Origin of the sequence: Lentzea kristufekii, assembly GCF_033949925.1 — a bacterium.
GTDB lineage: Bacteria > Actinomycetota > Actinomycetes > Mycobacteriales > Pseudonocardiaceae > Lentzea > Lentzea kristufekii.
This window is the reverse complement of sequence record NZ_JAXAVV010000007.1, coordinates 180,206-196,746: the sequence shown is the minus strand read 5'-3', so window position 1 is coordinate 196,746 and position 16,541 is coordinate 180,206. Positions and strand designations below refer to the sequence as shown.

Here is a 16,541-nt window from a genome sequence, read left to right as displayed (position 1 = left end):
CTCGGCGGGAATAGCTTGACCGGGTAAATGAAGATTGTGTAAAAATGACGCCAGGGGAGGGGCTTATCTGTGATCGAAGATATGTATCCGTTGGCGCCCGTTCAGCAGGGCATGCTGTTCCACGTCCTGGAAGCGCAATCGGACAAGGGCGTCTACTGGGCGCAGGGGCTCTACGAGTTCGACGGGGTGCTCGACGTCGGCGCCATGCGGCGCGCGTGGGAACTGGTGGTCGCCCGCCACGCCGTGCTGCGCACCGGATTCGTGTGGGAGGGCGTGCCCGAGCCGCTCCAGGTCGTCATGGGTGATCTCCAGGTGCCCTTCGAGGTACACGACTGGACTGCCGTGACCGACCAGCAGGCCGCGCTCGACGAGCTGCTCGCCCGCGACCGCGCCCAGGGCTTCGACCTCACCAAGCCGCCGCTCATGCGCGTGCACGTCATCAACGACGGCACCAGCCACCACCGGATGGTGTGGGCCCTCTACTCCGGCCTGTGCGACGGCTGGAGCGTGCCCGTCGTCCTCGAAGAGGTCGGCGCCACCTACGACGCCCTGTGCCGCGGTACGACCCCCGATCTCGAACCCGTCCGCCCCTACCGCGACTTCATCGCCTGGCTGGGCAAGCGCGACCGCGCGGAGGCCGAAGCCTTCTGGCGCGACTACCTGGCCGGCTTCGACGCCCCGACGGCGTTGCCCGTCGACCGCTCGGTTCGCGACCACTGGGCTCAGGGACGCCGCCGCGCCGAGCTGCCGGAGGACCTGACCACCTCGGTCATGGACCTCGCCCGGCGCAGGCGCGTCACGCCGTCCACGGTGATCCAGGCGGCGTGGGTGCTCCTGCTGTCCGCCTACTCCGGTGACGACGAGGTCGTCTACGGCCTCACCGTGTCCGGCCGCCCCGCCGACCTGCCCGGCGTCGAGTCGATGGTGGGCGTCTTCATCAACACGCTGCCCGTGCGCGTGCGGGTGTCGTGGGAGCGTTCCTTCGCCGACTGGCTGGGGGAGCTGCAGGCGAACCAGGTCGCGGTGCAGCGCTACGAGTTCACCGCGCTCTCGGACATCAAGCGGTGGTCGGACCTGCCCCGCGGCAGCGGTGTCTTCGACAGCATCGTGGTGTTCGGCAACTACCCGCAGGCGCTGCTGTCCGAAGAGGACGAAGAGAGCGACGGCGACGAGGACCGCTTCGGCGCCCTCGACTCCATCGAGCAGGTCAACTACCCGATCGCGTTCGCGGTCGACCTGGAGGACACGCTCAAGATCGAGGCCGAGTTCTCCACCGGCGCGTTCGACGAGGCCACCGTCGACCGGCTGCTCGACCAGCTGCAGGCCGTGCTGGCCGCCGCGGTCGCCGGTCCTGACCGGCCTGTTCGTGCAGTGACGCCGACGCCGGCGACCGGCTGGGGCACGGGCCCCGCGTTCGACGAGCCGTACGTCGGCCTGGCCGAGCGGTTCCGGTCGGCTGTCAGCGAGTTCGGCGACCGGCCGGCCGTGCGTGACGGGGACCGCGAGCTGACCTACGCCGAGCTGGGTGACCGGGTGGCGCGGGTGGCGTCGGGCCTGCGCGCCGCCGGTGTCGCCGCGGAGACGCGGGTCGGCCTGTGGTTCGAGCGATCCGCTGACCTGGTCGTCGCGATCATGGCTGTGACGGAGGCGGGTGGCACGTACGTGCCGCTTGATCCAGCGCTCCCGCAGGGCCGGCTGCGTGACGTGCAGACCGCCGCCGGGGTCGAGCTGGTGGTGTCCCGCGGTGACTACGCCCTGGACGGTCCGCGCGTCGTCGAGTTCGCCGAGCTGGTGACCGGGGCGCCCGGATGGCCGGAACTCGTTGCCACGCCTGAACGCCTGGCCTACACGATGTTCACGTCGGGCTCGACCGGTGTGCCGAAGGGCGTCGAGATCACCGAGGAAGGTGTCGTGCGGGTCGTTCTCGACCCGGCGGTGACCGCCGTGCCCGGCGACGTGGTGGCGCACATGGCCGCCGTGTCGTTCGACGCGTCGACCTGGGAGATCTGGACGGCGTTGCTGAGCGGCGCGACGCTCGCCGTGGCGTCCGCGAACCTGGCCGAGCGGCTGGACGTCGCCAAGCTCTTCGCCGAGCACGGCGTGACGTTGTCGTTCATGACCACCGGTCTGTTCCACCAGCTGGCGGACACCGACCCCGGCGTGTTCTCCGGACATCGCAAGGTGCTGGCCGGTGGCGAGGCGATGTCACCTCTCCAGGCGCGCAAGGTGCTCGACGCCAACCCGGCCGTGGCGATCTACAACATGTACGGCCCCACCGAGTCCACTGTGTACGCGTCGTTCCACGACATGCACACCGGCCGGCTCGGCCCGTCGTCGGTCCCGATCGGCACCGCGTTGCGGGGCCTGCGCTTCTACGTGCTGGACCGCTGGCTCCAGCCGACGCCGGTCGGTGTGCCGGGAGAGCTGTACATCGGTGGCACCGGCCTGGCGCGTGGCTATGCGGGCCGGGCGGACCTGGCCGCCGAGCGGTTCGTCGCCGACCCGTACGTGCCGGGTGCCCGGATGTACCGCACCGGTGACCTGGTGCGGTGGGGTGCGGACGGCGCGGTCGACTTCGTCGGCCGCACGGACGACCAGGTGAAGATCCGCGGGTTCCGGGTCGAGCCGGGCGAGGTCGAGCACGTGCTCGTCGGCCACCCGGACGTCGCGAACGCCGCCGTGATCGTGAACGACAAGCGCCTGATCGCCTACGTCGTGAGCACCGCCGACCAGGCGGAGCTCCGCCGCTTCCTCGCCGAACGACTGCCGGAGTTCCTGGTGCCGTCGGCGATCGTGCCGCTCGACGAGCTGCCGTTGAACACCAACGGAAAGCTCGACGTGCGCGCACTGCCCGACCCCGGCGCACCCGAGAGCACCACCGCGTACGCACCGCCCAGCACCGATGCCGAACGCACCCTCGCCGAGGTGTGGTCGCAGGTCCTCGGCGTCGAACGGGTCGGTGTCCACGACAACTTCTTCGAGCTGGGCGGCGACTCGATCGTCAGCCTCCAGATCGTCTCGCGGTCCCGTGCCGCCGGACTGCGGCTGGAGATCGCCGACCTCTTCACGCACCAGACGGTCCACGAGCTCGCCGCCCGCGTCGGCACGTCCGAGCCCGGTTCGGCCGACCAGGGCACCGTCAGCGGACCGGTGGCCTTCACGCCCATCCAGAGCTGGTTCCTCCGCGAGAACCTGCCGCAACGCGACCACTTCAACTGGTCCGGCATGTTCGAGCTGGCACCGGGAACCGACGCGGGCACGATGCGGTCCGCGCTCGGCACCGTCGTCGCCCACCACGACGCCCTGCGGCTGCGCCTGAACGGCGACACCCAGGAGAACGTGCCCGCCGAGACCGCCGAGCTCGTGACCGTGCTCAGGACGGACCTCGACGGTCCGGCGCTGGACGAGATCGTCACCGCGGCCATGACCGCCGCGCAGACGTCGCTGAGCCTCACGGACGGGCCGCTGTTGCGTGCCGTGTACGTGGATCGCGGCGCCAAGCCCGCGTGGTTCGGCCTCACCGTGCACCACTACGTCGTGGACGCGGTCTCCTGGAACGTCCTGCTGGAGGACCTCGACACCGCGTACTCCGCCGGCGCGCTGGCGCCGAAGACCACGTCGTACCAGGAGTGGGCCGCCGCACTGGAGGCGTTCGACCCGCAGGACGAGCTGCCCTGGTGGCGTGAAGTCGCCCGGACGGCCACGGCCGTGCCGACCGACCTCGACGGACCCAACACGGAGGACTCGACCGAGTCCGTTCGCGTGGCCCTCGACGCTGACCGGACCTCGGTCCTGCTCACGCAGGCCCACCGCGCCTACCGCACCCAGGGCCACGAACTGCTCCTGGCCGCGCTGCTCCAGGTCCTCGGGCGGTGGACCGGCACCGGCTCCGCCGCCATCGACCTGGAGAGCCACGGCCGCGAGGCGATCGCCGACGGCATCGACCTGTCCCGCACCGTCGGCTGGTTCACCGCCATCCACCCCGTCGGGCTGCACCACGACGACCTCGGGGACGTCGGCGGTCTCATCAAGGGCGTCAAGGAACAGCTGCGGGCCGTGCCGCGCCGCGGTGTCGGCTACACCGTGCTGCGCGAGCGCGACGAGCAGCTCCGGAACGCCTTGGCGCGCCCGGTCGTCTTCAACTACCTCGGTGGTGTCGACGCCGCCGAGGACGACGCCGTGGGCCTGTTCGCCCGCGAGCTCTCCGAGGACCTGTGCGGCCCCGCAGAGGGCGACGGCGGCCTGCGCTCCCACGTGCTCGGCGTCGAGGTCGTCCAGGCCGCCGACGGAACCCTGTCCGTGGAGCTGCAGTACAGCACCAACCTCCACCTGCGCTCGACCGTCGAACAGCTCGCCGAGGCCTACGTGGCCGCACTGGCCGGCATCGTCGACCACTGCCGGTCCGGCGCGCACGGCCTGACACCGTCCGACGTTCCGCTGGCGGCCCTCGACCAGTCCTCTTTGGACGCCCTGGTCGCCCGCACGCCCGGACTGACCGACGCCTACCCGTTGTCGCCGTTGCAGCAGGGCATGCTCTTCCACGCCGTCGAGTCACCGGACAGCGGCGTCTACTGGACGCAGGACGTGCGGGAGCTGACCGGCGAGCTCGACGTGGACGCCATGCGCGCGGCCTGGCAGCTCGTGCTCGACCGGCACCCGGCGCTGCGCACCGGCTTCGTCTGGTCGGGTGTGCGCGAGCCGCTCCAGGTCGTCGTGGCTGACGTCGAGGTGCCGTTCGAGGTGCACGACTGGTCTGACGTCACGGACCCCGACGCCGCTGTCGAGCAGCTGCTGGCGGGCGACCGCGCTCGCGGGTGCGACCTCGCCACCGCGCCACTGCTGCGCGTGCACGTCGCCCAGGGCCGTGGCCACCACTGGATCCTCCTGGCGTTCCACCACCTCTACGCCGACGGCTGGAGCATCCCGCTGCTGTGGGACGAGGTCACCGCCGCCTACCAGGGCGAGTCGCTGCCGCCGGTGCGGCCGTACCGCGACTTCATCGCGTGGCTGGCACAGCGCGACTCCGCCGAGGCCGAGGCGTTCTGGCGCGAGTACCTCGCCGGGTTCGACTCGGCGACGCCGTTGCCGGTCGACCGGGTGGTGCGCGAGCACTGGGCCCAGGACCGGCGCGAGCTGGCGCTGCCCCGCGACGTCACGACGGCGCTCGTCGCCCTGGCCCGCGACCGGCGGGTCACCCTGTCGACCGTCGTGCAGGCGGCGTGGGCCGTGCTGCTGTCGGCCTACTCGGGCGAGGACGACGTCGTGTTCGGCCTGACCGTGTCCGGGCGCCCGGCCGACCTGGCCGGGGTGGAGTCGATCGTCGGCCTGTTCATCAACACCCTGCCCGTGCGGGTGAAGGTGGCGTGGGAGCGGTCGTTCGCGGACTGGCTCGGTGAGCTGCAGGAGAACCAGGTCGCCGTGCAGCGGCACGAGCACACACCGCTCGCCGACATCCAGCGCGTGGCCACCGGTGGCCTGTTCGACAGCATGCTCGTCTTCGGCAACTACCCGCAGGGTGAGGCCCCGGAGGAGGGCGAGGAGGACCCGGAGGAGCTGTTCGCCTCGACCGACTCCGTCGAGCAGATGCACTACCCGATGATCCTCGCGGTCGACCTCGAAGCGACCCTGAAGGTGGAGGCCAACTTCTCCACCGGCGCCTTCGACGCGTCCACTGTGGAGCGTCTGCTCGGTCAGCTGGCCGAGGTGCTCACCGCCGCCGCCCGCCGGCCTGCCGCCGCCGTGCGCGAGGTGACTCCCGCGCCCGTGACCGGATGGGGTCTGGGTCCGGTGCTGGACGAGCCCTTCATCGGGCTCGCCGAGCGGTTCCGGCTCGCTGCCGCCCGCTTCGCCGGTGAGGTGGCCGTGCGTGGCGGCGACCGCGAGCTGACCTACGCCGAACTGGGCGAGCGCGTGGCTCGCGTGGCGTCGGGTCTGCGTGCCGCCGGTGTGCGCGAGGAGACGCGGGTCGGGCTGTGGTTCGAACGGTCCGTGGACCTCGTGGTCGCGATTCTCGCTGTGACGCAGGCGGGTGGCACGTACGTGCCGCTCGACCCCTCGTTGCCGCACGGCCGGCTGCGTGACGTGCAGACCGCCGCGGGGGTCGAGCTGGTCGTGTCCCGTGGCGACTACGCCCTGGACGCGCCGAGTCTCGGCGTGGTGGACCTGGCCGATCTTGCCGCGGAACCGGACGACCGGCTGGTGCCGTCGTTGCCGGAGCGCCTCGTCTACACGATGTTCACGTCGGGCTCGACCGGTGTGCCGAAGGGCGTCGAGATCACCGAGGAAGGTGTCGTGCGGGTCGTGCTCGACCCGGCGGTCGCTGCTCGCCCCGGCGACGTCGTGGCGCACATGGCCGCGGTGTCGTTCGACGCTTCTACCTGGGAGATCTGGACGGCGTTGCTGAGCGGCGCGACGCTCGCCGTGGCTCCCGCGAACCTGGCCGAGCGGCTGGACGTCGCCACGTTCTACCCGGCGCACGGCGTCACGTTGTCGTTCATGACCACCGGTCTGTTCCACCAGCTGGCGGACACCGACCCCGGCGTGTTCTCGGGGCACCGCAAGGTCCTCGCCGGTGGCGAGGGCATGTCTCCGGTCCAGGCGCGCAAGGTGCTCGACGCGAACCCGGCCGTGGCGATCTACAACATGTACGGCCCGACTGAGTCCACTGTGTACGCGTCGTTCCACGACATGCACACCGGACGGCTCGGCCCGGCCACCGTGCCCATCGGCGACGCCCTGCGCGGCCTGCGCTTCTCGGTGCTCGACCGCTGGCTCCAGCCGACGCCGGTCGGTGTGCCGGGAGAGCTCTACATCGGCGGAACCGGCCTCGCGCGTGGGTACGCGGGCCGAGCGGACCTGGCCGCCGAGAGGTTCGTTCCCGACCCGTACGTGCCTGGCGCGCGGATGTACCGCACCGGTGACCTGGTGCGGTGGGGCGCCGACGGTGCTGTCGACTTCGTCGGCCGCACCGACGACCAGGTCAAGATCCGCGGGTTCCGGGTCGAACCGGGCGAGGTCGAGCACGTGCTCGCCGGGCACCCGGACGTCGCCAACGCCGCGGTCGTCGTTCGTGAGCTGCCGCAAGGGAAACGGCTCGTCGCCTACGTCGTGGGCACCGCCGAACCGGCGGACCTGCGGACGTTCCTCGGTGAACGGCTGCCCGAGTTCCTGGTGCCGTCGGCGATCGTGCCGCTCGACGAGTTGCCGTTGAACAGCAACGGAAAGCTCGACAAGCGCGCACTGCCGCTGCCCGAGGCGCCGGACTCCGCCAGCCACGAGGCACCCGGCACCGACGTCGAACGCACCCTCGCCGCCGTGTGGTCGGAGGTGCTCGGCGTCGAACGAGTCGGCGTGCACGACAACTACTTCGAACTGGGCGGCGACTCGATCGTCAGCCTCAAGATCGTCGCCAGGGCCCGGGAAGCGGGTCTGGAGCTGAAGATCGCCGACATCTTCACGCACCAGACCATCCAGCAGATCGCCGCCCACACGGGCGTCGCCACCGTCTCGCAGGTCACCGCGAAGCCGCTGGCGGACCTGGAGCCCCTGCGGGCACGGGTGCCGGACCTGGTCGACGCGTACCCGTTGTCGCCCATGCAGCAGGGCATGCTCTTCCACGTCCTCGAGGCGCCCGCCGACACCGCCGTTTACTGGGCGCAGGACGTGCGCGAGCTGCGCGGACCGCTCGACGTGGCCGCCCTGCGGGAAGCCTGGCGCACCGTCGTCGGCCGCCACCCCGCGTTGCGCAGCGCGTTCGTGTGGGAAGGCGTCGAGGAACCGCTGCAGGTCGTCGTAGGCGGGGTCGACGTGCCGTTCGAGGTGCTCGACTGGACCTCCGTCGCCGACCCCACCGCCGCTCTGGACGACCTGCTCGACGCCGACCAGCGGCGCGGGTTCGACGTCACCACGGCACCGTTGCTGCGGGTGTACGTGGCCGACCGGGGCGACCGCCAGTGGGTCGTGTTCACGTTCCACCACCTGTACCTCGACGGCTGGAGCATCCCGCTCGTCTGGGACGAGGTGTTCGCGGCCTACCGGGGGCAGTCGCTGCCGCCGGTGCGCCCGTACCGCGACTACATCGCCTGGCTCCAGGAACAGCCCTCCGCCGACGACTTCTGGCGCGAGTACCTCGACGGCTTCACCTCGCCCACGGCACTGCCGGTCGACCGCACCACCCGTGTGCACTGGGAGCAGGGCAGGCGCCACCGCGAACTGCCCGAGAGCGTGGCCCTGGCACTGGAAGGGCTGGCACGACGTGAGCGCGTCACGATCAGCGCCGTCGTGCAGGCCGCGTGGGCGTTGCTGCTGGCCTCGCACAGCGGTGACGACGACGTCGTCTTCGGCCTCACCGTGTCCGGGCGGCCCGCCGCGCTGGCCGGTGTCGAGTCGATCGTCGGGCTGTTCATCAACACGCTGCCCGTGCGGATCAGGGTCCCCGGCGACCGCACCCCGTTCGACCAGTGGCTGCGGACCGTCCAGGACGGCCAGGTCGCCGCGCAGCGGTTCGAGCACTCGCCGCTGGTCGACATCCAGCGGGTGGCCGGTGTGCCGAGGCTGTTCGAGAGCATCGTCGCCGTGCAGAACCTGCCCGGCGGGTTCGACGACGGTGACGGCGACGACGACGAGTTCGACTCACCCGCGTTGCTGGAGCAGGGACGCTATCCGCTGAAGCTCGTCGTCGACGTCGACGGCCAGCTGGCCCTGCTGTGCGAGTACTCCACCGGCGCGTTCGACGACGCCACCGTCGAGGCGCTGCTGGACCAGCTCGAACGCATTCTCGTCACCGTCGCGGCGCTGCCCGGCACGTCCGTGCGGGAGATCGCCCTGCTCGACGCCGCCCAGCGCGCCGAGGTGCTGGGGTGGAGCACGTCGGAGTCGCGTGAGATGCCGGCGACCCACCTGGCCGAGCTGTTCGGACGCCAGGTCGCGGCCCACCCGGAGCGCCCGGCGTTGCGCGGCGGTGTCGACCTCACCTACGCCCAGCTCGACCGCAGGGCCTCGGGTGTCGCCGAATGGTTGCGCGCCAACGGTGTCGGCACGGGCACCAGGGTCGGACTCCACCTGGACCGCGGCCCCGGGCTGATCATCGCCATGCTCGGTGTGATCGGCGCCGGCGGCAGCTACGTCCCGCTGGACCCCGCCCAGGGCACCGCCCGGCTCGCCCAGATGATCGGCACGGCCGGAGTCGGACTCGTTGTCACGGCAGGGGAGTGGCCCCTCGACATCCCTCGGGTGCGCGTGCTCGACGCGAACGTGCTCGACCTGCCCGAGGCCAAGGGGCCTCTGCCCGTCGCAGGCGGTCCTGGCAGCGAGCTGTACGTGCTGTTCACGTCGGGCTCGACGGGCGTGCCGAAGGGCGTGTCGCTGACCCACGAGGGCGTGGCCAGGGTGTGCACCGATGCCGCCGTGCGCGTCGGGCCCGGTGACGTCGTCTCGCACCTCGCCGGCATCGGCTTCGACACCGGCGCGTTCGAGATCTGGCTGGCACTGCTCAACGGCGCCACCCTCGTCGTCGGCCCCGCGGACATCGCCGAACGGATGGACGTCGGCAAGTTCCTGCGCGAGCACGGCATCACCGCCTCCCTGCTCACCACGGGCCTCTTCCACCAGCTGGTCGAGACCTCGCCCGACGTCCTCGACGGCCTGCGCCTGCTCGTGGTCGGCGGTGACGCCCTGCAGGCCCAGCACGCCCGCACGGCCCGCGAACGCCGCCCGGACCTGCACATCGTGAACGCCTACGGGCCCACCGAGACCACCATGACGTGCACGATCCACACGCTCGACGACATCGGCGCGCAGGTGCCCATCGGCAGGCCGTTCGCGGGCATGCGGGCCTACGTCCTCGACCCGTGGCTGCAGGTCGTGCCGGCGGGGGTGGCGGGCGAGCTGTTCGTCGGCGGCCCCGGCGTGGCCCGCGGCTACGTCGGCCGCGCGGACCTCACGGCGGAACGGTTCGTCCCCGACCCCACGGGCTCCGGGGAACGCCTGTACCGCACCGGTGACCGCGCTCGCTGGCGCTCCGACGGCACGCTGGAGTTCCTCGGCAGGGCCGACGAGCAGGTCAAGATCCGGGGCTTCCGGGTCGAGCCCGGCGAGGTCGAGGCACTGCTGGGCACTCACGAGGACGTGCGGGCCGCGGCCGTCGTGGCCACGTCGTCCGGGACCGGGAAGCGCCTTGTGGCCTATGTGGTCACCAGCGTCGGCACGGCCGAACTGCGCGCGTTCCTGCGCGAAAAGCTGCCCGACTACCTGGTGCCCTCGGCGTTCGTCGAACTCGACGCCCTGCCCCTGACGCCCAACGGCAAGCTCGACCGCCGTGCCCTGCCGGAACCGGCGGCGCCGGAGTCGGACGGTGCCTACGTCGCCCCGCGCACCGACGCGGAACGGGCGCTGGCGGGCATCTGGGCGAAGCTGCTGGGTGCCGACCGCGTCGGCGTGCACGACAACTTCTTCGACCTGGGCGGCGACTCGATCGCCTGCCTCCAGGTGGTGGCACGGGCGCGTGCCGCGGGCCTCGGCCTCGCGGTCGCCGACCTGTTCACGCACCAGACGGTCGCCGAGCTGGCCGCCGTGACCACCGCCCCCGTGCCGGTCGAGGAGGGCCCGGTCACCGGACCGGTGCCGCTGACGCCCATCCAGCGGTGGTTCACCAAGGCCACCATCGACGACCGGAACCACTGGAACTGGTCGGGGCTCTTCGAGCTCGCACCGGACGTGGACGCCGGCAGGCTTTCCGCCGCGCTCGACACCCTGGTGACCCACCACGACGCCCTGCGCACCCGCCTGCACCACGGGCCCGACGGCTGGCGGCAGCACGTCGCCGAGCCGGGCGAGGCCGCGGCGTTCACGGTCGTCCAGGGCGATGTCCGGGAGCACATGGACGCGCTGCAACGTTCGCTGGACCTCGTGAACGGTCCTCTCGTGGCCGCGGTTCTGTTCGACCGCGGTGACGAACCCCCGTGGCTCGGCCTCGTCGTGCACCACCTGGTGGTCGACGGCGTCTCCTGGAACATCCTGCTGGAAGACCTCGACGCGGCGTACCAGGGCGAACCCCTCGGGGCGAAGACCACGTCGTTCCGGCGGTGGGCCGAGTCCGTCACGGCCTTCGCCGACAGCGCCGAGGTCCGCGACGAGCTGCCGTACTGGCTGGAGCGGGCGGAGACCGGCTTCACGCTGCCGGTCGACGCGACAGGTGCCAACACCGAGGACTCCGCCGCCGTCGAAGAGGTCACCGTCCGCGCCGCGGGGCTGCCGAACGCGAAGGTCCTCGACGTGGTCCTGGCCGCGTTGCTGCAGACGCTGGGGGAGTGGGCCGGCACCGGCACCGTCGTCGTCGACCTCGAACACCACGGCCGCGAGAGCCTGGCACCGGGCACGGACCTGTCCCGCACGGTCGGCTGGTTCACCTCGGTGCACCCGGTGGTGCTCCAGCACGACGACCTGGGCGACGCCGCCGGAGTCGTCGCCGCGGTGAGCGAAAGCCTGAAAGCCGTGCCACGGCACGGAGTCGGCTACGGCGCGCTGCGCCATCTGACGGCTGAAGACCCGGAGGTGCTTCGCCTCCGTGCCGCCCCAGACCGTCAGATCAACATCAACTTCACGGGCGGAATGGACTCCGTGAACGACGACGAGGTCAGGGGCCTCATCGTCGACGAACTACCGGGTGACCTGTGCGGCGAGAGCACCAGCCGCGGACTGCGTCCGTACGCGCTGCACCTGGAGATCGAGCGCACCGGCGAGGGAGATCTCCTCGTCGAATGGCACCACAGCACCAACTTGCACCGCACCGAGACCGTGCGACGGGTCGCGTCCCGATTCCGGGAGGCCGCAGAGGCCCTGATCGCACACCTGAACAGGAAGTAGGGGGAGCAGTCCTTTGTCCACACCCAAGCGGATCTACGCCCTGTCGGCCGACGAGGCCGCCGAGGCCGAGAACCTGACACTGCGCATCGCCAAGGAGTACTCGGGCCCGGCGGACGAGCAGCTGCTGCGCGACCTGCCGCTGCTCGCCGCCGAACTGCCCGTGGGCCAGCGCCGATTCCTGCGCGACTTCGCGCTGGAAGACGAGCTGGGCTACGCCGTGGTCCGCGGTCACCACATCGACGACGCGCGCATCGGCCCGACGCCGCAGCACTGGCGTGGCCGGCCGACGCCGACGCCGGAGTTCGCCGAGGAGATCCTCCTGCTGCTGCACGGCTCCCTGCTCGGTGAGCCGTTCGGCTGGAAGACCCAGCAGGACGCCCGGCTCGTCCACGACATCTTCCCCATCAAGGGTTTCGAGACCGAGCAGATGGGGATCGGCAGCACCGACACGCTCACGCTGCACACCGAGGACGCGTTCCACCCGTGGCGCGCCGACTACCTGCTGCTGGAGTGCCTGCGCAACCCCGACAAGGTCGCGACGATCGTCTCCGAGCCCGACCTGCGGTCGCTCGACGCGAAGCACCTCGAGCTCCTGCACGAGCCGAACTTCCTGATCCGGCCGGACGACTCGCACCTGGCCAAGCACAACGAGACCAAGGGCGTCGACGCCGAGTTCTCGGAGATCGCCGAGATGAAGGCCGACGACAACCGCGTCGCCGTCCTCTACGGATCGCGCGAGCACCCGTACATCCGCATCGACCCGTACTTCATGGAGACGCCCACGGACCCCGCCGCGCGCGAGGCCCTGCAAGCGGTCAGCGACCTCCTGGAGGCGTCCTGCCTGGACGTCGCCCTGGAGCCGGGTGACGTCCTCATCATCAACAACCACCGCCTCGCGCACGGCCGGCAGGCGTTCCAGGCCCGTTACGACGGCACGGACCGCTGGCTCAAGCGGGTCAGCATCACCACCGACCTGCGCAAGTCCCACGAGCGGCGCGCCTCGGCGACCGCACGCCTGATCTGACGGATACGGAAGTCATGCCGAACCCGCTCCACAGCCTCCCGCCCACCGCCAAGGGCATCCTCGCCGTTCTCCGGGTCCTGCCACGGGTCAGCCGGCCGCGCACGGTGCTCCTGGCGGGCGGCGTGGTGGTGGGCGCGGTCCTGCCCATCGGGATCGCCGTCCTCACCGGTCTGCTGATCGGTGCCATCCCCGACGCCGCGCGCGACGGCGCGGACTCGTCCGCCGCGGGCCGGGTGGGCACCCTGCTGGTCGCGGTCGCGATCACGATCCTCCTCGAGCGCCTGACGTCCCCGCTGCTGCGGGCCGCCGTGTCGACGCTCGGCCGCGACCTCGACCGGTACCTGCAGGAGGTCGTGCTCACCGCACTCGCCAGGCCGAGGGGCATCGCGCACCTCGAGGACCCCGACGTGCTCGACGAGGTCCGCATCGTGCGGGGTCTCGGCATGAGCGCGCACCGGCCGGGCCAGACCGTCGAGGCCCTGCCGGAGGTGCTCACGTCGTGGCTGCGGGCCATCGGCTCGGCGGCCGTGCTCACCTGGTTCCACTGGTGGCTCGGCCTGGCGTGGCTCGTGATCTGGCCGATCATCGTCTACCGGATGCAGCGCGACTACCTGCGGGTCGGCGAGGAGGGGTTCGGGCAGAGCGCCCAGCTCCGCCAGGCCGAGTACGCGAGGGACCTCGCGCTCGATCCGGGCCCGGCCAAGGAGGTGCGCCTCTGGGGCGCCCTCGGCTGGCTCGTCACGCGGTTCGACACGTTGTGGCAGGCCGGGATCGGCCCGATCCGCAGGGCGCGCCGCCCCCGGCCCGGCATGGTGCTCGGCTCCGCGTCCGCGATCCTGGTCATCAACGTGCTCTCCTACGGCCTGCTGGCCTACGCGGCGGTGCAGGGCGACCTGACGCTCGCCGCCCTCGCCGTGTTCGTGGAGGCACTGGCCAACGCCAACGAGTACGCGGTCGGCGACGAGCACCTGTACCTGTCGAACGCCGCCGTCACCGTGCCGAAGCTCCTCTCGCTGGAGAAGCGGCTCGCCGACGGCGCGCCACCGCAGTCGGGGCTCCCGGTCAGCGCGGACGTCCCCTCGCAGGAGATCCGCTACGACGGGGTGGCGTTCCGATATCCCAGCGGCGAACGTGACGTCCTGAACGGTCTGGACCTGGTGATCCCGGCCGGGCAGTCGCTGGCGATCGTCGGTGACAACGGCGCGGGCAAGACCTCGCTGGTGAAGCTGCTCGCCGGTTTCTACGAACCCACCGGCGGCAAGATCAGCGTCGACGGCGCGGACCTCGCCGGCCTCGACCCCGAGGAGTGGCGCAGGCGGGTGGCGGTGCTGTTCCAGGACTTCACCCGGTACCACCTGCCGGTGCGCGACAACATCGGCCTCGGCGCCGTCGAGCACGCCGGTGACGAGGACATGCTGCGCCGAGCCGCGGACCGCGCCGGGATCGGCGACCTGATCGAGTCGTTGCCGAACGGCTGGGACACCGTCCTGTCGCAGACCTACTCCGACGGCGTCGACCTCTCCGGCGGGCAGTGGCAGCGCGTCGCGCTGGCCCGTGCGATGTTCGCCGTCGAGGCCGGCGCCAAGGTCCTCGTGCTCGACGAGCCCGCTGCGGCGCTCGACGTGCGGGCGGAAGCCGAGCTGTACGAACGGTTCCTGGACCTCACCCAGGGGCTCACCACGATCATCATCTCACACCGCTTCTCCACCGTGCGGCGCGCCGACCGGATCGTGGTCGTGTCCGACGGACGCGTCATCGAGGCCGGTGGCCACGACGAGCTGATCGATCGCGACGGCCGCTACGCCCACCTGTTCCGCCTGCAGGCGGAGCGCTTCCAGCCGACGGGAGGAAGCACCGATGCGTGACACCTGGCGGGCTTTCGTCACCACCATCAGCTTCGGGTTCCGCGCGGCACGCTGGCACGCGGTCTTCCAGATCCTGACCGAGATCGCGCTCGCGCTCACCGGGCCCCTGATCGCCTACAGCGCCGGCGTTCTCGTCGACGCAGCCAGTGAGCGGGATCTGGACCGGGCGCTCACCGCCGGGTTCGGCATCGCCGCCGCCACCGGGCTGCTCATCGTGGCCCAGTACTACAACGCCCACTGCGTGTTCGCGGTCCTCGAACGCACCCAGGCGCTGTCCGACCGGACGCTGATGCGCCTGCTCGGCGGGATCGGAAGCCTTGCCCCGCACGAGAACCCGAAGTACCTCGACCAGATCCAGCTCCTGCGCGAGGAGCGCGAGAGCCTCGCCGAGATGACCAACGCGACGGCCGGACTGATCAGCGCGTTCGTCGGCTTCGGCACGACGGCGCTGCTGCTCGCTCAAGTCCACCCCGCGCTCATCTCCCTGGCGCTGCTGGCGTTCATCTCGTTGTGGATCACCAGCCGGGCCAACGACCTCGCGGTCGACGCCCAGGAGGACACCGGCGAACCCGAGCGGCTGCGCCGCCACCTGTTCGACATCGGCACGACCGCCGGTGCGGGCAAGGAGCTGCGCGTCTTCGGACTTACCCGCGAGCTGGTCCGCCGGCACCACGAGGTCTCCGACGAGGTGCTCGACACCCGCAACGGCGCCGCCTGGCGCGGTGCCGTGCTCAAGAGCATCGACGCGGTGATCAACGCGGCGGGGTTCTTCGGCGCCATCGCACTGGTGGTCTGGCTCGCGATCCAGGGCAGGGCCACCCCCGGCGACGTCGTCATGGTCGTCGCGCTCACCATCGAGATGGCCGCGGTCGTCGCCTCCTCCGTCGGCTACAGCGGCGACTTCCTGTGGTGCCTCAAGCAAGCCCGCCGCTACGTCTGGCTCGAGCGGTTCGCCGCGACCGAGGTCAAGCGCACGGAGGAGCCGGCCGCGCCGCCGGCGTCGCTCAGCCACGGCATCGACCTCGTCGACGTCACCTACCGCTACCCGGCCAGCGACCACACCGTCCTCGACGGCGTGTCCCTGCACCTGCCGGCCGGCTCCGTGGTCGCGCTGGTGGGGGAGAACGGCGCCGGCAAGTCGACGCTGGTGAAGCTGCTGTGCGACTTCTACGAACCGGACGGCGGCGAGATCCAGGTCGACGGCGTCGACCTGCGCCGCATTCCCAGTGCCGACTGGCGGACCCGGCTCACCGGTGCCTTCCAGGACTTCGCCGAGCTGCAGTTCGCGGCCCGCGAAACCGTGGGCGTGGCCGACATCGGCCGGATCGACGACGACGCCGCGCTGCACGGGGCCCTCGGACGGGCCGGGGCGAGGTCCGTTGTGGACGGTCTGCCGCGCGGCCTCGACACCCAGCTCGGCCGGTCGTGGGAGGGCGGCGTCGAGCTGTCCGGAGGGCAGTGGCAGAAGCTGGCACTTGCCCGCGGCCTGCTGCGCACCGACCCGTTGCTCGCCGTCTTCGACGAGCCCACCGCCGCGCTCGACCCGCAGACCGAGCACGCGCTGTTCGAGCGCTTCGCCCAGGCCGCCAGGGAAGGAAAGCAACGAGGAACGGTGACTCTTCTTGTGTCACACCGCTTCTCGACGGTGCGCATGGCCGACCTGATCGTGGTCCTCGACGGCGGCCGCGTCCGCGAGGTGGGCAGCCACGAGCACCTCATGGCCCACCCCGACCTCTACGCCGAGCTGTACGACCTGCAGTCCTCGGCCTACCGCTGAAAGGAGTCGCCCT

The 16,541-nt window shown here is 71.4% G+C and carries 4 protein-coding genes; all 4 read left to right on the top strand.

The window, feature by feature from the left end; translation table 11 throughout:
• Positions 1-69 precede the first annotated feature (69 nt).
• The 4 genes from SK571_RS16710 to SK571_RS16695 are packed head-to-tail and all read left to right on the top strand — an operon-like array spanning position 70 to position 16,528.
• Entirely contained in the window at positions 70-11,862 is an 11,793-nt protein-coding gene (locus tag SK571_RS16710) for a non-ribosomal peptide synthetase (RefSeq protein WP_319985004.1), read from the top strand.
• Positions 11,863-11,875: 13 nt separating this feature from the next.
• A complete protein-coding gene (gene gntD / locus SK571_RS16705; protein ID WP_319985003.1) occupies positions 11,876-12,886 on the top strand; it encodes a guanitoxin biosynthesis L-enduracididine beta-hydroxylase GntD in 1,011 nt (336 codons plus the stop codon).
• Between the two features lie 14 nt (positions 12,887-12,900).
• Entirely contained in the window at positions 12,901-14,751 is a 1,851-nt protein-coding gene (locus SK571_RS16700) for an ABC transporter ATP-binding protein (RefSeq protein WP_319985002.1), read from the top strand.
• A complete protein-coding gene (locus tag SK571_RS16695; protein ID WP_319985001.1) occupies positions 14,744-16,528 on the top strand; it encodes an ABC transporter ATP-binding protein in 1,785 nt (594 codons plus the stop codon). Before SK571_RS16700 ends, SK571_RS16695 begins: the two co-directional genes overlap by 8 nt.
• Positions 16,529-16,541 lie beyond the last annotated feature (13 nt).